Origin of the sequence: Sphingomonas antarctica (assembly GCF_965137005.1) — a bacterium.
Taxonomy (GTDB): Bacteria; Pseudomonadota; Alphaproteobacteria; order Sphingomonadales; family Sphingomonadaceae; genus Sphingomonas_O; species Sphingomonas_O antarctica.
Genome location: NZ_CBCRXM010000017.1, coordinates 1 through 25,474 on the forward strand (window position 1 = coordinate 1; position 25,474 = coordinate 25,474).

23 protein-coding genes, 1 tRNA gene and 1 pseudogene are annotated in these 25,474 nt (G+C 63.9%); 8 read left to right on the forward strand and 17 right to left on the reverse strand.

Translation table 11 applies throughout. The annotated features are described in order from the left end of the window. Positions 1-240: 240 nt before the first annotated feature. Positions 241-1,020, forward strand: a pseudogene (locus ACM9ME_RS13830) (hypothetical protein); the annotation flags it as partial. Between the two features lie 52 nt (positions 1,021-1,072). Here ACM9ME_RS13830 and map read toward each other — a convergent pair. The 3 genes from map to ACM9ME_RS13845 form a co-directional block, all read right to left on the reverse strand. Beyond that, positions 1,073-1,894: a type I methionyl aminopeptidase gene (gene map / locus ACM9ME_RS13835; RefSeq protein WP_415644049.1), complete on the reverse strand. Its 822-nt coding sequence runs from the start codon at positions 1,892-1,894 to the stop codon at positions 1,073-1,075. Between the two features lie 33 nt (positions 1,895-1,927). Next, complete coding sequence (locus tag ACM9ME_RS13840; RefSeq protein WP_415644050.1) at positions 1,928-2,992, reverse strand: DUF5694 domain-containing protein; 1,065 nt, start codon at positions 2,990-2,992, stop codon at positions 1,928-1,930. Positions 2,993-3,133: 141 nt separating this feature from the next. Beyond that, complete coding sequence (locus ACM9ME_RS13845; RefSeq protein WP_415644051.1) at positions 3,134-3,718, reverse strand: hypothetical protein; 585 nt, start codon at positions 3,716-3,718, stop codon at positions 3,134-3,136. Positions 3,719-3,957: 239 nt separating this feature from the next. Between ACM9ME_RS13845 and ACM9ME_RS13850 the strand changes: the two genes are divergently transcribed. After that, positions 3,958-5,061, forward strand: a complete 1,104-nt coding sequence (locus ACM9ME_RS13850) for a chymotrypsin family serine protease (RefSeq protein WP_415644052.1) — start codon at positions 3,958-3,960, stop codon at positions 5,059-5,061. 269 nt (positions 5,062-5,330) lie between these two features. On the opposite strand, the gene ACM9ME_RS13855 is transcribed toward ACM9ME_RS13850, so the two are convergent. Next, positions 5,331-6,299, reverse strand: coding sequence for an IS1595 family transposase (locus ACM9ME_RS13855; RefSeq protein WP_415644053.1), 969 nt, complete (start codon positions 6,297-6,299; stop codon positions 5,331-5,333). 89 nt (positions 6,300-6,388) lie between these two features. Here ACM9ME_RS13855 and ACM9ME_RS13860 point away from each other — a divergent pair, with 89 nt between their 5' ends. Beyond that, entirely contained in the window at positions 6,389-7,150 is a 762-nt protein-coding gene (locus ACM9ME_RS13860; RefSeq protein ID WP_415644054.1) for a competence/damage-inducible protein A, read from the forward strand. After that, the gene (locus tag ACM9ME_RS13865) at positions 7,150-8,319 is read left to right on the forward strand and encodes a glycosyltransferase (RefSeq protein ID WP_415644055.1); all 1,170 of its coding nucleotides are present in this window, start codon (positions 7,150-7,152) and stop codon (positions 8,317-8,319) included. Before ACM9ME_RS13860 ends, ACM9ME_RS13865 begins: the two co-directional genes overlap by 1 nt. On the opposite strand, the gene ACM9ME_RS13870 is transcribed toward ACM9ME_RS13865, so the two are convergent. From ACM9ME_RS13870 to ACM9ME_RS13885, 4 genes are all read right to left on the reverse strand, one after another. Next, positions 8,277-9,521, reverse strand: coding sequence for a TCR/Tet family MFS transporter (locus ACM9ME_RS13870; RefSeq protein WP_415644056.1), 1,245 nt, complete (start codon positions 9,519-9,521; stop codon positions 8,277-8,279). The genes ACM9ME_RS13865 and ACM9ME_RS13870 overlap by 43 nt on opposite strands. Before the next feature lie 33 nt (positions 9,522-9,554). Then, positions 9,555-9,625 (reverse strand) — tRNA-Gly (locus ACM9ME_RS13875). A gap of 35 nt (positions 9,626-9,660) precedes the next feature. Further along, positions 9,661-11,043 carry an RNB domain-containing ribonuclease gene (locus ACM9ME_RS13880; RefSeq protein ID WP_415644057.1) on the reverse strand — a complete coding sequence of 461 codons (1,383 nt, stop codon included), beginning with the start codon at positions 11,041-11,043 and terminating at the stop codon, positions 9,661-9,663. Positions 11,044-11,130: 87 nt separating this feature from the next. Beyond that, on the reverse strand, positions 11,131-11,778 hold the full coding sequence (locus ACM9ME_RS13885; protein WP_415644058.1) for a PEPxxWA-CTERM sorting domain-containing protein: 648 nt from the start codon (positions 11,776-11,778) through the stop codon (positions 11,131-11,133). 155 nt (positions 11,779-11,933) lie between these two features. On the opposite strand from ACM9ME_RS13885, the gene ACM9ME_RS13890 reads away from it, so the two are divergent. Beyond that, positions 11,934-12,662, forward strand: coding sequence for a helix-turn-helix domain-containing protein (locus tag ACM9ME_RS13890; RefSeq protein ID WP_415644059.1), 729 nt, complete (start codon positions 11,934-11,936; stop codon positions 12,660-12,662). Here the strand turns inward: ACM9ME_RS13890 and ACM9ME_RS13895 are convergent. From ACM9ME_RS13895 to ACM9ME_RS13905, 3 genes are all read right to left on the reverse strand, one after another. Beyond that, positions 12,659-13,840 carry an acetyl-CoA C-acyltransferase gene (locus tag ACM9ME_RS13895; RefSeq protein ID WP_415644060.1) on the reverse strand — a complete coding sequence of 394 codons (1,182 nt, stop codon included), beginning with the start codon at positions 13,838-13,840 and terminating at the stop codon, positions 12,659-12,661. The two genes, ACM9ME_RS13890 and ACM9ME_RS13895, sit on opposite strands and share 4 nt — an antisense overlap. A gap of 159 nt (positions 13,841-13,999) precedes the next feature. Beyond that, complete coding sequence (locus ACM9ME_RS13900; protein WP_415644061.1) at positions 14,000-14,458, reverse strand: MaoC family dehydratase; 459 nt, start codon at positions 14,456-14,458, stop codon at positions 14,000-14,002. Positions 14,459-14,590: 132 nt separating this feature from the next. Continuing rightward, positions 14,591-15,847 carry a serine hydrolase domain-containing protein gene (locus ACM9ME_RS13905; RefSeq protein WP_415644062.1) on the reverse strand — a complete coding sequence of 419 codons (1,257 nt, stop codon included), beginning with the start codon at positions 15,845-15,847 and terminating at the stop codon, positions 14,591-14,593. A 166-nt stretch (positions 15,848-16,013) separates the two neighbouring features. On the opposite strand from ACM9ME_RS13905, the gene dxs reads away from it, so the two are divergent. Together dxs and ACM9ME_RS13915 are read left to right on the forward strand one after the other, a co-directional pair. Next, on the forward strand, positions 16,014-17,939 hold the full coding sequence (dxs, locus tag ACM9ME_RS13910; protein WP_415644063.1) for a 1-deoxy-D-xylulose-5-phosphate synthase: 1,926 nt from the start codon (positions 16,014-16,016) through the stop codon (positions 17,937-17,939). Beyond that, positions 17,936-18,313, forward strand: a complete 378-nt coding sequence (locus ACM9ME_RS13915; RefSeq protein WP_415644064.1) for a diacylglycerol kinase family protein — start codon at positions 17,936-17,938, stop codon at positions 18,311-18,313. Before dxs ends, ACM9ME_RS13915 begins: the two co-directional genes overlap by 4 nt. Here ACM9ME_RS13915 and ACM9ME_RS13920 read toward each other — a convergent pair. Genes ACM9ME_RS13920 through ACM9ME_RS13930 form a run of 3 tightly spaced genes read right to left on the reverse strand, consistent with a single transcriptional unit; the run spans position 18,310 to position 21,014 of the window. Beyond that, positions 18,310-20,076, reverse strand: coding sequence for a sensor domain-containing diguanylate cyclase (locus tag ACM9ME_RS13920; protein ID WP_415644065.1), 1,767 nt, complete (start codon positions 20,074-20,076; stop codon positions 18,310-18,312). The genes ACM9ME_RS13915 and ACM9ME_RS13920 overlap by 4 nt on opposite strands. Positions 20,077-20,131: 55 nt before the next feature. Further along, positions 20,132-20,590, reverse strand: a complete 459-nt coding sequence (locus ACM9ME_RS13925) for a Fur family transcriptional regulator (RefSeq protein WP_415644066.1) — start codon at positions 20,588-20,590, stop codon at positions 20,132-20,134. 49 nt (positions 20,591-20,639) lie between these two features. Continuing rightward, entirely contained in the window at positions 20,640-21,014 is a 375-nt protein-coding gene (locus ACM9ME_RS13930) for a MerC domain-containing protein (protein WP_415644067.1), read from the reverse strand. Between the two features lie 102 nt (positions 21,015-21,116). On the opposite strand from ACM9ME_RS13930, the gene clpB reads away from it, so the two are divergent. Then, entirely contained in the window at positions 21,117-23,696 is a 2,580-nt protein-coding gene (clpB, locus tag ACM9ME_RS13935) for an ATP-dependent chaperone ClpB (RefSeq protein WP_415644068.1), read from the forward strand. Positions 23,697-23,698: 2 nt separating this feature from the next. On the opposite strand, the gene ACM9ME_RS13940 is transcribed toward clpB, so the two are convergent. The 3 genes from ACM9ME_RS13940 to ACM9ME_RS13950 all read right to left on the reverse strand — a co-directional run bounded on the left by ACM9ME_RS13940 (position 23,699) and on the right by ACM9ME_RS13950 (position 25,407). Then, on the reverse strand, positions 23,699-23,920 hold the full coding sequence (locus tag ACM9ME_RS13940; RefSeq protein ID WP_415644069.1) for a hypothetical protein: 222 nt from the start codon (positions 23,918-23,920) through the stop codon (positions 23,699-23,701). Between the two features lie 24 nt (positions 23,921-23,944). After that, on the reverse strand, positions 23,945-24,172 hold the full coding sequence (locus ACM9ME_RS13945; protein ID WP_415644070.1) for a hypothetical protein: 228 nt from the start codon (positions 24,170-24,172) through the stop codon (positions 23,945-23,947). A 65-nt stretch (positions 24,173-24,237) separates the two neighbouring features. Beyond that, a complete protein-coding gene (locus ACM9ME_RS13950; protein ID WP_415644071.1) occupies positions 24,238-25,407 on the reverse strand; it encodes an aspartyl/asparaginyl beta-hydroxylase domain-containing protein in 1,170 nt (389 codons plus the stop codon). Positions 25,408-25,474: the final 67 nt, after the last annotated feature.

Below are 25,474 nucleotides of genomic sequence, written 5' to 3' on the forward strand. Positions count from 1 at the left end.
GCCGCCGAACTTGAAACGCAACGGGCGGGGTTAACCCCGCCCGTTGCTTCACCCGCGCTCATGCGCAACAACACCGGTCTGTCTCTGGTTGCCGCTGGATGAAAGGCGGGGGTCACGTCAGCCGAAAACCACTTCCGCGCCGCGCTGACGGCGCTTCACGCGGCGGGGGCCGATGCCGCGCAGGGCTGGACGCCGCAACGCCAATCGCGCTTTCTGTCCGCGGTCGCCGATGGCGCGACGGTGCAGGATGCCGCCGCCGAAGTCGGGCTGTCGCGCCGTTCGGCCTATGCCCTGCGCCGCCGCGCGGGGGGCCAGGCGTTCGATCTCGGCTGGCAGGCGGCAGACCTTCTCGCCTGTGACAGTTTGCGCGAAACATTGTGGGACCGTGCGCGCAACGGGCAGAGCTGGACGACCGTGCGCGACGATGGCGAACGCGTCGTCACCACCACGCGCCACCGTTTCGACAATCGCCTCGCCTTGGCGATGCTCACGCGGCTGGAGGACAAGCTGGCCGACGCACCGACAGCACCCGCCGCGCGCATGGCCGGCAAGTTCGAGCATCTCCTCGCGCATATCGAGGCCGGTCCGTGCTCACCCGATACCGCGGCGCTGGTCGACTTTCTCGACCCGCCGCCGTCCGAACCGGATGCCATTGGCACATGTGAACCGTGTGAACCTGAGGCCCAAAAACCTGGAGCCGATCCCGCCGACATGACGGTGGTGTGGTACGACCCCGATGACGAGCAATGGCTGACGCTGCTGCCCGCGCCCGACGGGTTCGACGGCGAGGAACATGGCGGGGAGAAGGACGGCTATTATTACCGGACGCTGAGCGAGGACGAAGAGGCCGCGATCGCCCATCTTGACCCGATGCAATGCCGATTGCCGCGCACCGCCCGCGCGATCGCCGGTGAATCTCTCCGCACCGACTGGTTCGCCGCCGCCGCCCGCGCCCGGCGCATCGAGGATGTGCCGGGGCTTATCGATGAAGCTCTACCATCCCCTCCCTCCGGGAGGGGCNACGGCGCTGGGGCGCCGACGGGGGAGGGCGTCGCGTTAGAGAACTAACCCCTCAATAAGGCGGCTTATCCAACCCCATCGCACTCGCGGTGAAAATCTCGCAGCCGTCCTCGGTAATCCCCACCGAATGCTCGAACTGCGCGCTTAACGTCTTGTCGCGTGTGACCGCCGTCCATCCGTCGTCGAGCACCTTGGTGTCGCCGCGGCCGATGTTGATCATCGGTTCGATGGTGAAGAACATGCCGGGCTTGATTTCGGGGCCGGTGCCGGGCCGTGCGGCGTGGACCACTTCGGGCGCGTCGTGGAAGATCTGGCCGACGCCGTGGCCGCAAAAATCGCGGACGACGCCGTAACGGAATTCCTCGGCATAGCTCTGGATCGCATGCCCGATATCGCCCATCCGGTTGCCGGGCCGGGCCGCCGCGATGCCGCGCATCATCGCTTCGTATGTCACGTCGACCAGACGTTTCGCCTTCACGCCGACATTGCCGACCAGGAACATCCGGCTGGTGTCGCCGTGCCAGCCATTGAGCAGCGGGGTGACGTCGATGTTGACGATGTCCCCGTCCTTCAGCGTCTTGGCGCTGGGGATGCCGTGGCACACGACGTGGTTGATCGAGATGCAGCAGCTATGGGTGTAGCCGCGATAGCCCAAAGTCGCGGGCTGGCCGCCGCCGTCGATGGTCATGCGGCGGACGATGTCGTCGAGGTCCTGTGTCGCCACGCCGGGCACGACATGCGGCACCAGCGCGTCGAGGATCTGCGCCGCCAACCGACCCGCGGCGCGCATGCCGGCAAAGCCCGCGGGGCCATGCAGCTTGATCGCTCCGGTGCGGGACGGGGCAACGGAATCGGCGGTTACATAGGTGGTCATGTGATCGAGTATAGGGAGTTTAGGCCGATTCCGCTACCGCAACACCTTCTCCGCATCCGCGACGTGCACATCCTGCATCATGTCGAGATAGGCGTCGAAATACGGCTTGTGCGTCGCGCCGACGATGACAAGCACCCGCGCGCCGGGATGCGTGACGAAGCTGGCGCGGATGTTCGCGACCATGCGCAGGTTGCGCACTTCCCACCAGCCGACATACCAGCGGCCGTAATGCTGCGGCGAAGGCTCGCGGACCGCCGCGCCCATATCATTGCGGACCATTTCGACGCCCGTGTCAGTCGTGTTGAAGAAGCGATAAAGGTCGAGCGTCGCGGCGGGCGTGCCGAGCGCCTTTTCCTTCGCGTTCATCGTTGCGCGGACGACGGGCATTCCTTGCGCCTGCCACGCCGCTTCGACCGCCTTGCCCTGTGCTTCCGGGGCCATGCCGATGGTCGTATCCGAACTGTGATCGTCCGCGGGATAGACGCGTTCGAGCCCCAGCCGCACCGCCAGCGCGGCGGCGATGTCCACATTCTCGTTGGACTTCTTGCGTGGCTTGTCGAGAATCGCGACCAATTCGGCGTTGAGCCCGTCGCCCGCATGGCGTTCGGCAATGGGCAAGCGCAGCCACTGCACTTGCGCCGACGTGCGGTCGTTCGCGGCGAGAAACAGGCTGGCGAGTTGTCGCCGGTCCACCGCTGTCGGCGTTGCACGCCACGCACCGAGCCGCTTCTCGATCGCCAGCATTGCCTGCGCGACGGTCAAGCCGGTCGCCGCCTGCGCCGCCTTGGTGTCCCAGCAATAAGTGTCCCAGCTGTTGCTCGTCAGCTCGCGATTGACCGCGAGGAATTCGCAATCGCTGCCCGACAGGCTCTCGATCGTGATCACGTCCGGCTTCCACGCCGCCAGCCGGTCGAGCACCGGCGCCAGCGATGCGGGCGTGAATGCGGCCGGCAATTCCGACAAATGCGGCGTACCGAGCACCAGCACTTCGCTCGGCGGCCCGGCAATCGCAGTTTTCAACTGACGTGGATCGAAGGCGGGTTTGCCCGCAGCGATGATGAGGAGCGGCAACAGCGCCACGAGCTTGCGGAGGTTCATGACAGGTGACTTACTCGACTAATACAGCGGTGGCAAGTGGCGATCATATACATGACAAAGCAAGTTGAAGTGGCTACCTCCTCAGGGGACAGGCCGGAACTCGAAATCACTCCCGCGATGATTGAGGCGGGGGTGGAAGCCCTACATCGTTTTTACGACCCCGAAGCTGACGGTTTGGGCAACGCTCGGTTCGCTGTTGGCGCGATCGTCTCCGCTGTCCTCGAATTTGATCATTAGCTCATGCACCTTGACGGAGGCTGCGCGCGCAAACTTGGCTGAAGCAATAAATTCGGAATGGTCGATAGCTAGTATCTCATACTTGCCCACCTCTCCCTTAACGTGCTTCGCAGAAAGGAATGCTATTCGTGTTGGATCGGACGTCATGCGCCCGATAACTTTGCGATGAGCAACCGCGTTTCGGCAAAATGAGTATTCCTTCATCGCGGTGATAAGCTTCGACATGTTTGTCGCCGCCGCTTTGTTGCCGATGTGATCATAGAGAACCTTGATCTTTTCGGCCTTGGTTTTCAGATCCATGTTGCCAATCAGGATGGAGCCGGATCCAGAACTTTCATCCAGATCGAATACCAGCATTATGAGCCGTGATATGCCGGTATCGAGGTCCGCCCACGCGAGGATCGTTTCGGCCATGATAAGCCGGTCATTATCGGTTATGGAGCGATCCAGATCATCCACATCAAAGGTTTTGATTTTGGCAGCCGACAATGAAACCCCCTCCGAAAACGACGTGCTCCGCCGGATGCTGAGCACCCCGCCTAAGCCGCACGAAACGGGCAAAGAGTCAAAGCCGAAGCGGGCTAAAAAGCCGATGACGCCAGCGCCACCACGGCCAGAGGTGCGCCCCGCGGTGCGCGACTAGTCGACTCCGAAAGAGCGGAAGAAGGCCAAGGGCTAGACTCATGGAATTCATCGGGCATAGCCCCCGAGAAAAAGGGGGATGACTGATGGACGCGAAAACGGCGGCTCGAATATTTCACGATTGGGCGGAAACCGAAGGCTTGATGCCAGATGGACCGGTGTCTCCAGTCTCCAGCGCAGCCCTCGAAATGGGGTTGGTCCAACCGGTAACGGATGCTGGAAAGCTGCTCCTCCGGACGAAGCAGGTTAAGGCCGTCAGCTTCAACGAGAAGCGTGGAGAGATCATCGCGTTCCTAAAACGCGCCGCGCCGACTTCCAAAAAGCTCATCTCCCAACTCCCAGCTTTTGTAGACGACGTGCCGATACGTTACCGGATGGGGGTGCCGAGCCAAATCGGCAATGAACCGCCTCAACCGTTTGGGGGACCACCATTCGTGATGCGAACGGTGGCAGGGCAAGAATTCTTTACCTGCGGTAGCTCCATATCCGTCGGCAACTTTCGAGATGCGGGGACATTGTCATGTCTAGTGCGCGATGCTGCCGGGCAGATGTTCGGACTTTCCAACAACCATGTCACAGGCAGTTGCAGTTATGCCGGCATCGGACTTCCGATAGTGGCGCCTGGCGTTATCGACGTTGTGCCTAACGGACTAAACCCGTTTACCCTTGGTTTTCACGCGAAGGCCCTTCCCCTCGTTGCTGGCGCCGCCGATGTTGTGGATCCGAAGGGCAACTCTGACGCTGCAATATTTTCCATCCGCGACGAAGGGCTGGTGTCGTCCTTTCAGGGCAACGCATACGACACTCCGGGCGCAGTCGATGATCTGATCGACAATATGGACGTGGAAAAAGTCGGGCGCACTACAGGCCACACGCGCGGACGCGTACTAGGGCAACTACATGGCGCGTTTTCAGTATCATACCATGCAACTGCGTACGGCTTCTCAGGATCGGTACCATTAGACCCTGTTTTCGCAATATCGGGTGCCGCAGACCTGTTTTCCGACAGTGGGGATTCCGGGTCGTTGATCACAGCTTTAGACGCTAATGGGCAACGAATAGCAGTGGGCATCGTTGTAGCAGGGATGGCAGACACAACTGCTGCTGGCGGCAAGATAACAATTGCTTTACCAATTAAGCCGATTTTGGCTGCCTTGCAGGTAACGCTGGTTTGCGGTCACAATATATGACGAGCATGAGGAGCATTGCAGCGGAGTTTCAGCGGAGCCTGACCGTGCCGGTTGGGGCCGCAAACACGTTAGTGTGCTCCGGCCCCAGCGGCCCATATCTCAGGGTATTCATCGATCCAGCATTCGCTGTTTGGCGTAGCAAAGTGCCGAAAACCTTTCGTGGCATTGCTGTAAAGGTTGAGACGCGGCAGGCAGCGACCGCTACAACGAACTAACGTCTTGGCCTCCAACGCTGATTGCGCGGCTTTGCCGTTGCCTTCGCCTTCGCCTTAGGCGGCGAGGCCGTTAATCCGCCGATAGGTCAGGCGCTTGCCGCCGATCTGGCTAAGCAAGGTAGCAGCGCGGGCTTCGTCGTTGATGCCAAGCGCCGCACGGTTGCTGTAACGGAAGTCGAACTCCGCCAGATAACGCTGCAAGTGCTGTTCGCCGCAGTGCTGATAGATGCCGCGCATCCCGCGTTTGAAGATCGAGAAGAAGCCCTCAATCGTGTTCGTGTGGATGCTGCTATCGCCGCGCTTCACATATTCGCTGGCGCTGTGATTGACCGTCATGTGCCTCGCGAACTTCCAACCAAAGTAGCGATACACGCTGGCTTCGTCGGTCATCAGCTTGGCTTTAGGTGCTAGGTTGGCTTGAACGATCGGCGCGATGGTCACAACGCGGGTGTTAGGCACAACGTGGCTGCGCGCTTCGCCGGTGGCGCGGTCGATAAGCGATAGCACCTTCATCTTGTGCCAAACGCCGCCGCCGATCCTGCCATCGACGCCTTTGATGCGCCCGATATAGGTTTCATCGACCTCTACCATCGTGCCTTCACCGCCCATCGGCGGGAGGTCGCCAGAGGGTGCCATAGCCGCACGGATGCGATGCTCCATGAACCATGCCGTCTTGTAGGTGACGCCTAGATCACGGTGCATCTGGTGCGCGCTGTAGCCCTTCTTGCTGGAGCAAAGGAGGCGCGTCGCCAGCAACCACTTGTGGAGCGGAACCTTGCTGCGCTCGAACACCGTGCCAACGGTGACACTGAATTGCTGGCGACAGGCGTTGCACTGATAAATGCCCTTACGCACGGCCCCGTCAGGGTGAGCCTTGGTCGCACGACCACGCTGCTCGGGAAGGCGCTTTACGGCGAACGCGCCACAGTGCGGGCAATACGCCCCGTCCGGCCAACGCAACGCTTCAAGGTGTTCGCGGGCTGCATCGACATTCGTAAATTGCGGAGCGGTGAGGTTCGTCATTCACCTTAGCTAGTTTCCCGCCATTGCTTTGTCAAGTATATAATCGCCTGGCAAGTTGCGCGGGTGCGGCGGGGCGCTATGTCGCGTTGATGCCCGCCGCCGAACGCATCTGGACCGCCGCTCTCGTCGTCATCGGCGACGAAATCCTGTCGGGGCGGACGCAGGACAAGAACGTCGCGCAGATCGCCTTGTGGCTGAACATCCAGGGTATCCGCCTCGCCGAAGTTCGTGTCGTCGCCGACGATCAGGACGCCATCGTCGAAGCCGTCAACATGCTGCGCGCACGCAACGATTATCTGTTCACCACCGGCGGGATCGGCCCGACGCATGACGATATCACCGTCGATGCGATTGCCGCTGCTTTGGGCGTCGGCGTCGAAATTCATGCCAAGGCGCGGGCCATGCTCGAAGCCTATTACGCCACGCGCGGCGGGATCAACGAGGCGCGGCTGCGCATGGCGCGTGTCCCCGAGGGGGCGACCCTGATCGAGAACCGTATGTCGGGCGCGCCGGGCATACGCCACGGCAACATTTTCATCATGGCGGGGGTGCCGCACATCACCGCCGGAATGCTCCACGCCCTCGACGGGCAATTGGAGGGCGGACGACCCGTCGTTTCGCGCACCGTCGGTTGCTGGACGGCGGAGAGCGAGGTCGCGGACCTGCTGCGCGAAACCGAAGCCGCGCATGAAGGGTGCCAGATCGGCAGCTACCCATTTTTCCGGGACGGACGCGTCGGGGCGAACTTCGTTATCCGATCGACCGACAATGCGGCTGCGGCGGCTTGCACGGATGATCTGATCGAACGGCTCGGCGCGATGGGGCGCGAGGGTATCGACGGCGGCGTTTGATGGCGAACGTCCTGATCGGCTGGGAATTGGGCGGCGGGCGCGGCCATCTGGTGTCGATGAAGCTGATCGCGGAGGCGCTGATCGAACGCGGACACCGGGTCACGATCGCGGCGCAGCGCACCGACGTGCCGCTGACCATGCCGCCGGGGGTGGCGATGTTTCAGGCGCCGATCTGGCCGGGGCTGCTGTCCACGGTCGGCGCGGGCGACGGTCGCGTCTCGACCATCGTTGATGTGCTGGCGCGCCTTGGTCTCGGCCGGCGCGGGGTGCTGGCCGGCATGATCAGTGCGTGGGAAGCGTTGATCGCCCTATCGCGCGCCGATCTGGTCATCGCCGATTACGCGCCGGCTTTGCTGGTCGCGGCGCGTGGCCGATTGCCCTCGGTCAGTGTCGGTCCGGGATTTCAGGTCGCGCCGTCGGACACCGATCCGATCGCACGTCTGGGTGGCGGATCGCCGGGGCATAATGAAGGCAATCTGCTCGACACCGTCGATGCCGAGCTTCGTGCTGCCGGGCGCAAGCCGCTACCGCATCTCGCCGCCCTGTTTGCGACCGACGCGCCGCTTATCGGCAGTTTTCCCGAGCTCGACCCGTATCACCGGAACGATCAAACGGGCCGCTTTATCGCTCCCGGGCTGGACGGCGTTCCGCAACTCGGCGCGGGCCAAGGCGACGAGGTCTTCGTCTATGCCAACAACCCGATCCAGGCGAACAAGCCGTTCTGGCAGGCTGTAGTCGCGACCCGCTTGCCGATCCGCGCACACATTCCGGGCATCGATACCAGTCTGCGTGTGGCCATTGCGGCGATGGGGGTGACGGTCGAGCCGCGTCCGGTGCCGATCGATCGGATCGTCGCGCGCAGCAGGCTGTGCATCAATCACGGCGCGCACGGCATTATCTGCGCGATGATGCTGGGCGGTGTGCCGCAATTGATGTTGCCGCTCGACCTCGAAAAAGGGCTGCACAGTGCGGCTGTGGCGCATGCCGGTCTCGGTGTGCTGCCGCCGATTGATGAAAACACCGTCGCCAACCTCCCCGCGATATTACGCGCCGCCTATCACGATGCCGAACTGGTGCAGCGCGTCCGAGAGGCCACACCGGGTTTTCACGCGCGGATGACGGTGCCTTATGGCCCCGCGGTGGCGGAAGCGGCGGCCGCATTGTTGTGATGCTCCGGCAAGCGGCGGACCAGCACGATGCACACCAGTGCAAACGCCGCCGACACCAGGAACGCCGCGCCGGGCAAATGCACTGGCGCGCCAGATCCGGTGAAATGCGCCATCACGCCGGTGAGCAGCAGAGGCGCGGCAAGCGTGCCGAGGCCCATCGCCATCGATGCGATCCCTTGCGTTTCGCCCTGCGTTTCGGGGGTGGCGCTTCTCGATAACAACGCCATCAGGCTCGGTTGAGTCAGCGCCTGAACCGCGATCACGATCATGATCGCAAACACCTGCCAGCTCGCGGTGACGAACGGATAGAGCAGAAAGGCGCATGTTGCCGCCGTCAGTCCCACCGTGGCGGCATTGCGTTCACCCAGTCGCTTGACCGCAGGCCCGGTGAACAGGCCCTGTGCTAATGCCATGATGACGCCGACAAAGGCGAGGCTTGCGCCGATCATCGCGCTCGACCAGCCGAGCTGGGCGATTGCCCAAAAACTCCAGGTCAGCGGATAGACCAGGCTGGCGATTTGCCACAGGACAAGGATGGCGGCGATCCGCGCCATGCCGGGCGTCGCTTGTGCCACCCGCCAGGCACCCAACGGGTTCGCGCGGCTCCAGTCGAACGGGCGCCGCCGCTCGGGGGGCAGCGTCTCCGGAAACACGAACGTCCCGTAGAGGAAATTGACGGCTGCCAGCGCCGACGCGGCATAAAAGGGTGCGCGGTCGCCCATTTGTCCCAACAGTCCGCCGATCGCCGGGCCGATGATAAAGCCGACCCCGAACGCCGCGCCGACATAGCCGAACGCCTTGGCGCGATCTTCGGGGGCGGTGCGGTCGGCCAGTGCTGCCTGAGCGGGCGCGTAGCTGCCGCCGAAGATGCCCGACATCGTGCGGCCGATGAAGATCAGCGGCAATGTGTGCGCGACGGCGAGCAACAGATAATCGACCGCCAAGCCGCCGAGCGCGAGCAACAGCACCCGGCGTCGGCCATGCGCATCGGACAGTCCCCCCAGCACCGGTGCCGCGAAGAATGTCGCGAGCGCCATAGCAAAACCGATCCACGCGCCGACCGTCATCGCCCGCGGCAGGTCGATCTGTCCAATGTTCATCAGCAGCCGCGGAAGTACGGGCATGATCAGCCCGAAACTCATCGCGTCGATGAAGATGGTGACCAGGACGAACAATGTGGCGTGCGGGCGGGCGTTGGTCATTGATCCCCTGAGAGCAACGCGCGGTGGCGAACGAGCGGGAGACGGGAATCGAACCCGCGTATTCAGCTTGGGAAGCTGCTGCTCTGCCATTGAGCTACACCCGCATGAGCGCCCGTTTGCCACGGCGGGGCGGCGACGGTCAACCGGCGGCGAAGCGGATTGTGCGCGTGCCGGGGTCGGCGCTGGTCAGGCGGACCGACAGCGCATCGCCCGGTTCGGCCGTCGACCCGTCGAGCCGCGCGACCACCGGCAAATCGCGCAGCTGGATGCGCGCGCCGCGTTCGTCCTTGTCCGTCACCACGGCGGCAAAGCTTTCACCGACGCGGCTTTGCAGCAATTGTGCTTCGGCAAGATCGATGACCGTGCGGCCGATCGTTCCGCCCATCGCATCGGCGCGGGCCATCACTTTGGGCAGTCGTCCAAAGGCATCGGTTACCGCTGTCGGAACCCCTTGGCCGTTCGCTACCGCCAGCGCGGCACGGATGACGTAGCGGTCGGCCAAGCGACGCAGAGGGGCGGTGGCATGCGCGTAAGTGGCGGCCATCGGCGCATGCCACGGCGTGACGCCGTCACGAAACGGCGCATAAGTCGCACCCGGTCCCGCGCGTCGGACCGCAAGGAGGAACGCGGCTTCGCGCGGTTTGGCGGGATCGATCGTCCGCTGGAAGTCAGCGAGCGTCATCTGTGCGGGCCATTCGAGGTCATAGGCCTTGGCCGTTGCGCGTAGCCGCCCGACGGCGCGATCGTCGGGCGCGGCCATCACGCGGAACAAGCCCGTCTTGGCGGCGTACAACGCATCCGCCACCGCCATGTTGGTCGCCAGCGATAATGCCGCGTTGCGATCTTCCGAAGCGAGGCGCGGGCGAAACGCGAGGGTGAATCCGCCCGCGCCGTCGGGCGAAACCTCCTGCTCGGGCGGATCGGCTCGCGCCGCGCCGCGCCGTTCCTCCGCGCTCATGATGCGCGTCGCGAGGTCGGCAAAGCCCGGCGGCAAATCGGCATCGGCGACGTTTTCATAAGCCAGCTTCGCGCGGCTGCGGATGATTGCGCGTTCGGCGCCATCGAGCTTCACCCCGCCATCGGGTGCGATGCGGACGCTGAAGACGACCGCAGGCCGGTCCACATTCGGCAACAGGCTCGCAGCGCCTTCGCTCAGGCTCGGCGGGTATAGCGGCACACGCCCATCGGGCAGATACTGGGTCTCGCCGCGCCGCCAGGCTTCCTGGTCGATCGGGTCACCCTCATCGACGAACCACGCCACGTCGGCAATCGCGTAGCGCAACAGCAGGTCGGCACCGATCAACTCGATGGCGAATGCCTGATCGAGGTCGGTCGAACTCGCCGGGTCGAGTGTCACGAACGGCATCGCGGTGCGATCGACATGTGCGGTCAGCGGTCGCGCAATTGCCGCCTGCGCTGCCGCCTCAACCTCCGGCGGGAAGGTGGCCGGCAACTGGAATTCGACGCGCATCGCCGCGAGGCCGCTGCCCAAAGCATGTGTCGGATCGAGCAGGGTTTTCATGGACCGGCTTTACGCGCCTCAGCGTGCCGGTCAAAAAAAGGGGCGGCGCAACCCCCGCGCCGCCCCCATCAGTCCGCCGCTTCGCCTTCAGGCGAGGACGGCTCGGGTCGCACCTTGGCGCCGGCGGGCGACGCCGCCGACGAAACCGAACCCTGAAATGAGCATCGCCCACGATGCCGGCTCGGGAATATTGCCCGTCACATCGCGCAACTGGTATGAGATAGTCACCTGACCGACATCGAATGGCGCGGCGAGGCCAGTTACCGTTTCGTCGAGGCCCAGCCCGTCGAAGCTGAATGCCGCGCCGGGAAATGCTTGTGTGATTGCAGTCAAACAGTTGCTGCACGCCCCGCTTGTGATGTCGCCGCCGCCTCGCGCAGTCGCCCCGCCGTTCAAGCTGAAGCTCACCGTGCCGAAGGCGTTGGTCGATCCGTTCGGCCCCACCGGCGAGTCACCGTTCACATCGTTGAAATTGATCCCGAACAGCTGTTCACCCGACGTCGGCACGAAGAATGCACCGTTGAGCGTGATCGTCGCGAGGATCTGATCTCCCTGTTCCAGTGTGAAGGGAGTGAACGGATCGAGGATCAGATTGCCCGTTTGATAGGTGCTGGCGCCGATCGTGAACGTGTTGAACGTCGTACCGGCCGTCGTCCCCGTCAACGAGATCGTGTGCACGGTCGCGACGGCCGGCGCGGCAAAGGTCAAGGCGGCAGCAAAGGCAAGTAAGCGCATGGTGGTAATCTCCGAGAAAGCTGACGCGGCTGTGCGACAGCGGCCGAACGCGCGCACCTCTCGAATCCGGGGGGGTAAGCATTTGTCCCGAAACGGAACACGGGTTGGCGAAGGTGCGGAGTGTGAGCTACGCTCGACCGCGAACGGAGTCGCTCATGCTCGATACGATCCTCTCGATCGCCGATGGCGCGATCCGTGCGCGGACAGCGGAGGACGCCAGCGCGGCGCTATGCGATGCGCTGCTGCCGCGCGGATTGAGTTACCTCCAGGTGCGCAATTACCACCGGCCGCGCGGGCGGCTGACGTCGGCGGCGCATTGGGCGGCGGGCGGGGTGCTGGCCCGGCACGTCCGGCCCGGCTGGATCGGCAGCGCCAGTTCCAACTACGTCTGCTTCGAGCAGAACCCGCTGCTGCGCCCGATCGCGACGGGGCGCACGCGCTATCGGTTCAGCAGCTATGCACCGCATGGCGACAAGCGCTTCGCCAGCTATTGGGAGGCGATGAGTGAGGGCGGCATCGGCGACGCGTTGTGCGCCACGGCTTATGGCGAGGACGGCACGATCGCGTCGCTGCATATCGGCTTCGACGACGCCGCACTGCCCGCCGCCTTTGCCGAGGCCGTACAATCGGCAGGCAGCATCGTCGCCGAACGCCTGCTCGCCTTTGCGGCGCCCGAAACGCCTGACCGTCCGGCCCTGACGGCCCGCGAGCGTGACGCGATCTCCTATGTTGCCGAGGGCAAGACCGATTGGGAGATCGGCACAATCCTCGGCCTGAGCGAAGCGACCGCCCGGTTCCACGTCGACAATGCCCGCCGCAAGCTGGGCGCAGTCAATCGCGCCCAGGCGGTGGCTTGCTACATCGCCGCGAACGGCTTCGTTTAGAGGACTTCGAAGAGGCCAGCGGCGCCCTGGCCGCCGCCGACGCACATCGTCACGACGACGTATCTGGCACCGCGGCGCTTGCCTTCGATCAGCGCGTGGCCGGTGCACCGCGCTCCAGTCATGCCGAAGGGGTGGCCGATCGAGATCGAGCCGCCGTTGACGTTGAGCAGTTCGTCGGGGATGCCGAGCTTGTCACGGCAATAAAGCACCTGCACCGCGAACGCTTCGTTGAGCTCCCACAAGCCGATATCGTCCATCTTGAGGCTAAAGCGTTCGAGCAGCTTGGGGATCGCAAACACCGGCCCGATGCCCATTTCGTCGGGCTCAGTACCGGCGACCGCCATACCGACGTAGCGGCCCAACGGGGTGAGACCCTTTTTGGCGGCGACAGAGGCTTCCATCACGACGCTGGCCGAGGAGCCATCGCTGAGCTGCGAGGCGTTCCCTGCGGTGATCGTGTAGCCTTCGCCCATCACCGGCTTGAGCGACGCGAGACCCTCCAACGTGGTTTCAGGGCGGTTGCAATCGTCCTTGTTGGCAGTGACCTGGCTGTAGGTGACTTCCTTGGTCTCCTTGTTAACGATCGCCATCGTCGCGTCGCAGGCGATGATTTCGTCGTCGAACTTGCCGGCGGCCTGCGCGGCGGCGGTGCGCTGTTGCGAGCGGAGCGAATATTCGTCCTGCGCCTCGCGGCTGATGCCGTAACGCTTGGCGACCACTTCGGCCGTGCCGATCATCGGCAGATAGGTGTCCTTGTGCATCTTGATCAGCTCGGCATCGGGTTCGATGAAGATCTTGCCGCTGCCCGAGACTTTCGAGATCGATTCCACGCCGCCGCCGACGACGATATCCATGCGATCGACGATGACCTGCTTGGCGGCAGTAGCGATGGCCATCAGGCCCGACGCGCATTGGCGGTCGATCGACATGCCGGGAACGGTGACGGGAAGCCCGGCGCGCAGTGCGATGAGGCGCGCGACGTTGGGGGCTTGTGAACCCTGCTGCATCGCCGCGCCGATGATAACGTCGTCGACTTCCCCGCCCTCAATGCCCGCGCGTTCGAGCGCGGCCTTGACCGAGAAGGCGCCGAGCGTCGGCGAGGTGGTGTTGTTGAACGCGCCCCGGCCCGCTTTGACGAGCGGGGTGCGGGCGGTGGAAACGATGACGGCGTCGCGCATGACGAAAAACTCTCCGGTTTTCGTCACCCCGGACTTGATCCGGGGTCCAGCTTCTTGGTCGTGATGTCACGCCGGAGAAAGCTGGACCCCGGCGCGGAGGCCGGGGTGACGGGTTAAGTATTCAATATGGGTGCGGTGCCGAGGCTCCGCATCCTTTGCTCAAATGAAGAACTGGCTGATCCACTCGGCGATCAGGGCGGGCTTGTCCTCGCCTTCGATCTCGAGCGTGTATTCGACGGTCTGCTGATACTGGCCGGGGCGCTTTTCCTCGATTTCGAGGAGCTTGAAGTGGCCGCGGACGCGTTTTCCCGACTTTACCGGGGACAGGAACCGCGTCTTGTTGCCCCCGTAATTCACGCCCATCTTGATGCCGTCCATCCGCGGCAGATCGGCCTTGGCGGTGAGCACGGGCATCAGCGACAGCGACAGGAAACCGTGGGCGATGGTGGTGCCGAACGGCGTCTTTGCGGCGGCGTCGGGGTCGATATGGATGAACTGATGATCGCCGGTCGCGTCGGCGAACTTGTCGATCATCTCCTGACTGACGGTCAGCCAGTCCGAGGTGCCGATACCTTGGCCGGTCATCGCCTTGAGGTCGTCGAACGTTACCGTCGTCATTGCACTCTCCTGCTTTACGTTCGCGTAAAGCGACGGTTCGCGAGAGTCAAAACGCCGGCCAATTTACCTCTGCAAATGACGGTTTTGTGGATGGGTGGCCCGACCTGCACCGGGGCGATGCGAGAGATTGGCCTATTCCGTTTCGGCCGGAGCAACGACCCCCGGCGTGCCGTCCAGGCCGAGCCAGTCCTTGCGCGTCATGTTGTAGAGGCGGTCGAGATATTCGAGCTGGATCGGCGGCGGGCGCGAGCTTTGCGAATTCCACAGGAGCGCGATGCCGCTGCGGCGCTGGGGGTCGAGCAGGATCGTCGCGCGATAGCCGCGCACCGCGCCCTGATGCCCGACGAGGTGGTGGCCGAGGTAATTATAGTCGCGCCAGCCGAGCGAATATTTGTTCGGCCCCATCGCGCGGTTGAACACGCCGAGGTGGCGGTCGGTCATGATCCGCGGGCGGTGGATTTCGCTGAGCACCGCGTCGGGCACGACTTGCGGATCGACACCCACTTGAGCCTGCATCCAGCGCGCCATGTCGATGATCGAGCTGTTGACGCCGCCCGCCGCGGGGACGCGGTAATAGGTGTCGTTGACCTCCACCGTGGTGCGCCCGACATGCGGCCGCGCCCAGCTTTGCGAGGACATCAGCCCGGCGCGGCTGAGGCTGGCGTCGGTCATGCCGAGCGGTTGGAACAGGCGTTGCGTGACCACCAATTGATACGGGCGGCCGGTGATGTTCTGAACAATTTCCGATGCCGTATCGTAGGACACGTTCTGGTACGCGTGACACAGGCCGGGCGCACATTGTTTGGACAGCGTCGCATACATCGCGCGGAGCAGGCGCGGATCGCCACCGGCTTCGAGCTTGTCGTCGAACGCGTTCTTCACCACGCCGACGCGTTGCGACAGGACATCGTCGACGGTCGCGACATTCTCACCGCCGCCCGGCAGTTTGAGCTGGGTCGAATAACGCGACACGGGGGCTTCGAGGTCGAGGCGGCCTTCATTGGCGAGTTCGGCGACCATCGTCGACGCGACGCCCTTGCTGAGCGAGGCCCAGCGGAACACGGTGTGTGCGCCGACCGGCTCGGTTCCGTTCGCGGTGGTCGTGCCATAGCCCTTTACGAAGGCGATGCGGCCGTCCTCGATGATCGCGACGCCGAGGCCGACCATGTCGGGCTTGGTCATGATCTGCTGAATGCGCGCGTCGAGGCTGGCATAATCGACGCGGTTGCCGAATTGTTGGCGCGGATCGCCGAACAGCCGTGAGACCGAGGCGCCGAAACCGGTCTGTGGCGCCGGCTCCCCTTGTGGCGAGGCCCAGCCGAAACCGACGCAGCCGACCATTGCGACGATGACGGTGGCCGTCGCTCCGACGCGTTTGCCGATCTTCATTGCTGCCCACGCCCTCCCGGGGCTACTGAATCACTTAGATGGGATGGCGGCAACAACATGGTGACTCCGTTCGGCGCGGCCTGCGGGCGCTTCGTCGCTCACATCCTTCGACAGGCTCAGGACAGGGGGCTTCGACATCGCCGAAACAACGAGTTATGATCGAGTCATGGTGAATGTTTCCGGAACGCCGCTGTTAGACGGTGTCGATACCCCAGAGGATTTGCGGCGGCTGAAGCCCGAACAGCTGCGCCAGCTGTCGGACGAGTTGCGCGCGGAGATGATCTCCGCCGTCGGCACCACCGGCGGGCATCTGGGTTCGGGGCTGGGCGTGGTCGAGCTGACCGTCGCATTGCACTACGTGTTCGACACGCCGGGCGACAAGTTGATCTGGGACGTCGGGCATCAGGCCTATCCGCACAAGATCCTGACCGGGCGGCGCGACCGCATCCGCACGTTGCGCCAGGGCGGCGGGCTGTCGGGGTTCACCAAGCGTTCCGAGAGCAAGTACGATCCGTTCGGCGCGGCGCATTCGTCGACTTCGATCAGCGCGGCGCTGGGCTTTGCCATCGCCAACAAGCTGAACAACAAGCCGGGCAAGGCGATCGCGGTGATCGGTGACGGCGCGATGTCGGCGGGCATGGCGTACGAGGCGATGAACAATGCCGAAGGCGCGGGCAATCGCCTGATCGTCATCCTCAACGACAACGACATGTCGATCGCGCCGCCGGTCGGCGGATTGTCGGCGTATCTCGCGCGGATGGTGAGTTCGAGCGAGTATCTCGGGCTGCGCAATCTGGCCAAGAAGCTGGCGGCCAAGATTTCGCACCGCGTCCATAATGCCGCGCAAAAGGCCGAGGAATATGCGCGCGGCATGGCGACGGGCGGGACGTTGTTCGAGGAACTGGGCTTTTACTATGTCGGTCCGATCGACGGGCATAATCTCGAGCATCTGATTCCGGTGCTGGAGAATGTCCGCGACTCAGAGCAGGGCCCGATCCTGGTCCATGTCGTCACCAAGAAGGGCAAGGGCTATGGCCCGGCCGAGGCGGCGGCAGACAAATATCACGGCGTGCAGAAGTTCGACGTGGTGTCGGGCGTGCAGGCCAAGGCGCCGCCGGGGCCGCCGCAATATCAGAACGTGTTCGGCGAAACGCTGGCCAAGCTGGCGGAGACCGACGACCGCATTTGCGCGATCACCGCGGCCATGCCGTCGGGCACCGGCGTCGATAAATTCGCCAGGGCGCATCCCGAGCGGACCTTCGACGTGGGGATTGCCGAGCAGCATGCAGTGACGTTCGCCGCAGGGTTGGCGGCGCAGGGCATGCGCCCGTTCTGCGCAATCTATTCGACGTTCCTTCAGCGCGCGTACGACCAGGTCGTCCATGACGTCGCGATCCAGAATTTGCCGGTGCGTTTCGCGATCGACCGCGCGGGACTGGTCGGCGCGGATGGTGCGACGCATGCCGGGTCGTTCGACGTGACCTACCTCGCCACCCTCCCCAATTTCGTGGTGATGGCGGCGGCGGACGAAGCCGAGCTGGTCCACATGACCAAGACCTGTGTCGAGCATGATTCAGGCCCGATTGCGGTGCGTTATCCGCGCGGCAACGGCACCGGCGTGGCGCTGCCCGAGGTGCCGCAGGTGCTGGAGATCGGCAAGGGTCGCGTTGTCCGCGAGGGCAAGTCGGTGGCGATCCTGTCACTCGGCACGCGTCTGGCCGAGGCGTTGAAGGCGGCGGACACGCTCGATGCCAAGGGACTGTCGACAACGGTCGCCGATCTGCGTTTCGCCAAGCCGCTCGACGAGGCGCTGATCCGCCGCCTGCTGACCAGCCACGAAGTCGCCGTGACGATCGAGGAAAATTCGGTCGGCGGCCTCGGCGCGCACGTCCTGACGCTGGCGAGCGACGAGGGCCTGATCGACGGCGGTCTGAAGCTGCGCACGCTGCGTTTGCCCGACAAGTTCCAGGACCACGCCGCGCCCGACACGCAATATGCCGAGGCCGGCTTGGATGCAGCAGCGATCGTGGAGACGGTACTGAAGGCGCTGCGCCATAACAGCGCGGGGATCGAGGCTGGGGCGCGAGCTTGAGCGACAACGAGTCGCGCACGCCATTCTCGCTCCACGCGCGCAGTCGCAGTTTCTTTTTTGCGTTTCGCGGAATCGCTTATCTGGCGCGTTCGGAACACAATGCGTGGATCCATCTTGCAGCATCAGTTGCCGCCATTGCGCTGGGTGGATCGCTCAAGATCAGTGCAAACGACTGGCGCTGGATCGCTTTAGCCATCACCCTCGTCTGGCTGGCGGAGGCACTCAACACAGCGATCGAGCGGCTATGCGATGTTGTTAATCCGAATTTCGATCAGCGTATCGGTCACGCAAAAGACGTCGCAGCGGGCGGTGTGCTGATCGCGGCGATCGGTGCGGCGGCGATCGGCGCTGTGACTTTCCTGCCTTATCTTTAAGCCGCCAACCTTAAACAGTCCCTTCCCGCTTCCTTCGCCGCGTACAGCGCAAGGTCGGCGCGTTTCAGGGCGCTGGCGGCGTCGTCGGTGGCATTGACGGCGACCATGCCCATGCTGGCCGTGACCGTGTGCTCGCCCGCCTTCCCCGCGTCGAAGCGCGCTTCGGCAAGCGCCTCGCGCAGGCGCGCGCACAGGGCATAGCCTTCGTCGAGCGCGACGCCGGGCAGGAAATACGCGAATTCTTCTCCGCCGATACGTGCGATCAGATCGCTGGCGCGGACTTCGCCGCGCGCCACCCGGGCATAGCTTTGCAAGGCCGCGTCGCCGACATGGTGGCCGAACCGGTCGTTGATCGTCTTGAAATGATCGAGGTCGGCCACGATCAACACGCCTTCGCGGTCGAAGCGCGTGTCGAAGCGCGCGAAGAATGCGCGGCGATTGGCGATGCCGGTCAATTGATCGGTGGTCGCGGCATGTTCGAGTTCGCTTTCGGTGCGTTTCCGCGCCTCGATGTCGCGGATCGCGCTGATCGTCCCGACCGGCAGACCGTCGGCATCGAGCAGCGCGCGCGCGCGCGATTCAAACCATTTGTCGCTGCCGTCGCGCATCCGCACGCGATATTCGAAATCCACCGTGCTCTGTGGATCGGCCATCAGTTTCAGATGCATGGCGACCAGCGCATCGCGATCCTGACGGACGACAAGCTCCGTCGCGAAGCGGCCCAAAACCCAATTCGCGTCGCGTTCGAGCAAAGCCTCGAGCGCGCCGGTCGCCTGAATGATCCGCCCGGCGGCATTGGTGTGAAGCATCGCATCACCCGAATTTTCGGCCATCAGGCGCAGCGCGCTTTCGCTGGTCGACAAGCGTTCGAGCAAGGTGCGGCGCTGTCGCATCAACACCGCGACGGGCAGCAAGGTCACCGCGGTGATGGCGAGGTAGAATTGCAGGAATTGCAGGCGTTCGGCCGCCGTCGATCCCGCAAGGTGATAGATCGGGCCAGAATGATACACCGTTGCTACCGAAGCGATCAACGCGAGCGTCACGGCCGACGCTGCCGCCCCCAGCCGACCGAGCCGCAGGGTTGCCAGCATCATCGGCAACAGCGGCAGGAACAGCAAAGGCTGCGCACCCAAGCTGAAGGTAAACGCGCTGACCGCGGCGACCGGCGACACCCACAGGACGAAGGCCGCCAAACGCTCGCGACGAATTTCCGCGCCCTGATACGCGCGGATCGACCGCAGAACGAGGCTGGCGAGCGGCGCGACCATGATCACGCCCAGCGAGTGACCGACGAACCAGTTGAACATCGTCGGCACCACGGCCTGACCCAACGCGTAATGCGCGACCAGCCCGGCGACCGGCGAGTCCAGCGTCGGAAACAGCGTCGCGACCAAGGCGAATTTGCCGAAGCCGGCGATGCTGTCGAGATAATAGCTATGCCCCAGCCAGCGTCGCAGCACCGCCGCGGTCACCACCGATTCGAGCAGATTGAGGACCGGCAAGCCGAGTCCGCCCCAGCCGACGCCGGTCCACACCGTGGCGATCGCATTGCCCATGATGCAGGTGGTAATGGCCAACGGCCAGAGACGCTGACGATTGAGCGACAGCCACGGGATCAGAAAGCCGTTGGCGACCCAGACCAGCGCCACGCCACCATCGAGCCGGGTATAGCGGATCGTGATCGTCGCCAGCAGCGTGTACACGAGCCCGGCGGTCAGCCACGGCCAGCGGCTGAACGCCGAAGCAAATTTACCGCGCTGCATTTTACGGGGATGCCGTGAAAGTCCTAACGACGCGTTAAGGACCGGCTGATCGTGGTTAAGCGCAGTCCTCGCACCGGCCGCGCACTTCGATCACCGGGCGAACTTCTTGAAATCCGGCGTTTTCCGCAGCACCGCGCACGCGCGCCGTGACGGCATCGTCGTCGATATGCGTCGCCCGCCCGCAATCGTCGCACACCAGAAATATGCAGTCGTGGACGCAATCGGGATGGTCGTTCGCGACATAGGCGTTCGCGCTCTCGAGCTTGCGCGCGAGATTGGCGCCGACGAACAGGTCGAGGATACGGTACACCGTGTTGGCGGCGATCCGGCGGCCTTCCGATTTGGACAGCGCTTCGGCGATGTCATAGGCCGAGGCCGGTTTGGCATGGCCGCTCAACACGTCGAACACCCGCGCCCGGAGCGCAGTCCATTGTTCGCCCGACGATTCGAGCGCACCGCGTGCGGCGACGGTCAGGTCGTCGCCCGAATGATGGGTGTGAGCATGGACGGGCATGAGATGAATGTAGGCGTTCGACCCCCGCGGGTCAAAGCGCGGGCTTATTTCAGGCGAGCGCGGCGCGATTGAGGTGATGCCCCAGTGCCAGCGTCGAAACGCCGACAATCGTCGCCGCCGCCTCGTACATCCCATGGGGCAGGAACAACGCGCCGGCCATAATGCCGAGGCCCAATCCGCCGATCGCCGCCGGGACGACGCGGCGATGCTGCATCGTTCCGCGTCCCAATGCGATCGCGCCGAGGGTAATCGCGATGGCCAGCCCAACCTCATGAACCAACGGGTTGCCCAGAACCGAACCCAGGCTGGCAACAAGCCCGACAAATACCGCTGTCGCCACGCAGTGGATCACACACAGCGCCGAGACGGCGATCGCCACGCGATCGAGCAGCCCTTGCGGCGAAGCGGACGATTCGGCACCCATCTCGAAACGCAGATAGGCGCATGCCGCCAAGGTTACAATATCACATTGGCAAATCTTGTGTGACCAACGCGTAACGCCATATGGGTCGGCAAGGAGAGTTAAATGAACCTCGACGTCTTTACCGATCGCGCAAAGGGTTTCCTGCAGGCGGCGCAGACCGTGGCGATCCGGTTGAACCATCAGCGGATCGGTTCGGAGCATATTTTGAAGGCTCTGCTCGAGGATGATCAGGGCATGGCGTCGGGACTTATCGCCCGCGCTGGCGGCGATGCTGCGGTGGCGCAGCGCGATGTAGATACCACCTTGGCCAAAGTGCCGCAGGTGTCGGGCGGTGGCGCGCAAGCGACGCCGGGACTGGATAATGATGCCGTGCGCCTGCTCGATCAGGCCGAACAGGTCGCCAAGAAAGCGGGCGACAGCTTCGTCACGGTCGAACGGCTGCTCCTGGCGCTGACGCTGGCGACAACGAGTGCGGCGGGCAAGGCGCTGGCGGCGGCGGGGGTGAAGCCCGAGGCGCTCAACACTGCGATCAACGACCTGCGTGGCGGGCGTGCGGCCGACAGCGCCGGGGCGGAGGACCGCTATGACGCGCTCAAACGCTTTGCGCGCGACCTGACCGAGGCTGCCCGTGCCGGGAAACTCGATCCCGTCATCGGTCGCGACGAGGAAATCCGCCGCACGATCCAGGTGCTGGCGCGGCGCACCAAGAACAACCCCGTGCTGATCGGCGAACCCGGCGTCGGCAAGACCGCAATCGCCGAAGGCCTGGCGCTGCGCATCGCGCATGGCGATGTGCCCGATGGCATCAAGGACCGCACGTTGATGGCGCTCGACATGGGCAGCCTGATCGCCGGTGCCAAATATCGCGGCGAGTTCGAGGAACGGCTCAAAGGCGTGCTCGACGAGGTCAAGGGTTCGGACGGGCGGATCATCCTGTTCATCGACGAGATGCACACATTGGTCGGCGCGGGCGCGAGCGAAGGGTCGATGGATGCCTCGAACCTGTTGAAGCCAGCCTTGGCGCGAGGCGAGTTGCACTGCATCGGAGCGACGACGCTCAACGAATATCGCAAATATGTGGAGAAGGACGCGGCGCTCGAACGGCGGTTCCAACCGGTGTTCATTCCCGAGCCAACGGTCCCCGACACGATCTCGATCCTGCGCGGGCTGAAGGAGAAATATGAGCTCCATCACGGCGTGCGGATCACCGACGGCGCGATCGTGGCCGCGGCGACGCTGAGCAATCGCTACATCACCGACCGGTTCCTGCCCGACAAGGCGATCGACCTGATGGACGAAGCCGCGTCGCGGCTGCGTATGGAGGTGGAGTCGAAGCCCGAGGAGATCGAGAATCTCGACCGGCGGATCATCCAGCTCAAGATCGAGCGCGAGGCGTTGAAGAAAGAGACCGACGCGGCGTCGCTCGACCGGCTGAAAACGCTCGAAGCCGAATTGGCCAATCTGGAAGAGCAATCCGAAGCGCTGACTACCCGCTGGCAGGGAGAGAAGGACAAGATCAACGCCGAGGCCGCGATCAAGACGCAGCTCGACGCGGCGCGCGTCGCGCTCGATCAGGCGCAGCGTGCGGGCGATTTGGCCAAGGCCGGCGAACTGCAATACGGCACCCTGCCCGGCCTCGAAAAACAACTCGCCGATGCGCAGGTTGCGTCCTCTTCGGCGATGCTGCGCGAAGAAGTGACCGCCGACGACATCGCCAGCGTGGTCAGCCGTGCGACGGGCATCCCGGTCGACCGGATGATGGAAGGCGAGCGCGAAAAACTGCTGGCGATGGAAGCGACCATCGGCGCGCGCGTGATCGGGCAGGACGTGGCAGTCGCGGCGGTTTCGCGCGCCGTCCGCCGGGCGCGTGCGGGGTTGCAGGATCCCAACCGCCCGCTGGGCAGCTTCATGTTCCTCGGGCCGACGGGCGTCGGCAAGACCGAATTGACCAAGGCGCTCGCCGGCTTCCTGTTCGACGATGACAGCGCCCTCGTCCGCATCGATATGAGCGAGTTTATGGAAAAGCATTCCGTCGCCCGGCTGATCGGCGCGCCGCCGGGCTATGTCGGTTATGAAGAAGGTGGCGTGCTGACCGAAGCGGTTCGCCGGCGGCCCTATCAGGTGGTGTTGTTCGACGAGGTCGAGAAGGCGCATTCGGACATGTTCAACATCCTGTTGCAGGTGCTGGACGACGGGCGACTGACCGATGGGCAAGGCCGCACGGTGGATTTTACCAACACCCTGATCATCCTGACGAGCAATCTGGGCAGCCAATTCCTCGCCAATTTGCCCGACGACCAGTCGATCGAGAGCGTCGAACCGCAGGTGATGGATGTCGTGCGCGGGCATTTTCGCCCCGAATTCATCAACCGGCTGGACGAAATCATTTTGTTCCACCGCCTCAGTGCAGCGAACATGGGTCCGATCGTTGATATCCAGGTCGGCCGGGTGCAAAAACTGCTTACAGATCGTAAAGTCACGCTCGACCTGACCGACGCCGCTCGCGCCTGGCTCGGGCGTGTGGGTTACGATCCGGTATACGGCGCGCGGCCGCTCAAGCGCGCGGTACAGAAATATCTGCAAGATCCGCTCGCCGACGCAATCCTGCGCGGCGAGGTCAAGGACGGGTCGACAGTGCGGGTGGACGAGGGCGATGGCGCATTGGCCATCGTCTCAGAATAGGTTCAGCCGCCGCCGTTGGACTGCGAAACCTGGGTATCGTGGACCACGTCACGGGCATTTTCCGCACGCGCGCGATTGACCTGTTCCCACTCGGCGACCGTGTGACAGACCTTGCGGACCTGAACGAGGCTGCCGATGAGGTCTTCGCGAACGCATTTGACGCGGTCTTTGGGATTGGCGGGTTCCGGAGTCGCCGCGGCCAGCGCCAGCAAGGTCAAAATCATCGTCGTCAGTCCTGGATCTAAAGGTTAGTTGTTGAGGCCGTTGAGTGTGCCGGGTTGAATAATCCGGTGCATCTCGTCGGTTGCGCGCCCCTGAATGTCATTCCATTCGCGCACCGTGTGGCAGACGCGGCGCTTTTGCGTCAGGCTACCAATCACGTCTTCGCGAACGCAACGCACTTTCAAATCAGGATCCATCGATTGAGCGCCTGCGACGGGAATCGCCCCTGCCAACATCATCATTGCAGCCATCATCGACATATCTTGGTCCCACCCGAGTGAATACGCGCGCGACAAATACCGCAATACCGCCCAAGAATCTAGTCGAAGGCGGCCACGCCGTGACCCGCAGCATCGGCGGTCGCGAAGTATCGCGAGACCAAATCACGTTCCGGCGCGGTCAGATAGGGATTCCATACGTCGAAGATGAGGATCGCCCGCGGCCGATCGCTGTCGTTCCACGCTTCATGCTCGATCGTGTCGTCGAACAGCCAGCCCTCGCCCTCGCGCCACTCGCGGGTCTCACCGCCGACGCGAAATCCGCAGCCCGGGGGGATCGACAAAGCGAGATGCCCGATGGTGCGGATGTTAGACACGCCGGTGTGGGGCGGGATCCGCGCGCCGGGCTTGAGCAGCGAGAAGAACACAGTCGGCCCGCGGCCCGGAATGCTCATGCCGGGCACCGCCTCGAGCGCCGCACGCGTGCGGGGACAAGCTTCGAGAATAGCGTGCTGCGGCTCACCATATTTCCACAAATACAGCGCCGACCAGTCGAATGAGTCGCTGAGCGCACTCCACGGATTTTCAGGGGTGCCGGGCGCCAGGCTGACATAGGGCACGAAGCCCGGGTCGCGTTCGCGGATCAGTATCTCCCATTCCGAACGGATCGCCGGAACTTCGGCCTCGAGTGCCGCGAGCCAGGGAAAATGGGCGCGATCGAAATACTCGTCGGCGGGGAGGAACGGGTAATGCAGCCCGGCACATTGGTTGATGTAGAGCGACCGGCGGCCAAGCGCGTGATCGACAGCGGCGGAGATGCGGCGACGGGTCAGCGAATCGGCATCGGCGATGGCCGGACCGAGTTCGGCTTCGACCGCATCGGCTAGCGATTGGGTGCGGCGCGACACGAACTCGCGGGCGCGGGCGATGACCGCTTCGAGCGCTGGGCCAGGTGGCATCTGCGCACCGAGTTGAACGACGGCACTCCAATGCTGGTGAGCGTCGGCGTCCTCACCCCGGCGTTGGTGAAGTTCGGCCTTGCGGACCTGCGCCATGAAATCGAGCTGATCGATCGCCAAGGCTCGCGTCAGTGCGGCATGTTCCCCCGCATCGTTGGCAGCGAGGCGGTGCGCCTTGGCGAGGTTGAGCCACAAGGGTCCAGCGTCGGGGTCGAGCGCGGTAGCTTGTGCAAAGGCGGCAGTCGCCTCGGCAGCGCGACCGGTATTCAGCGCCGCCACCCCCCGATCATTCCACTCACGCGCGCTGGTCATAGCCACGGCATGGCAGGGGCTGCGGCCAAAAAAAAGGGCGGGTCCGAAGACCCGCCCAATTTTATCA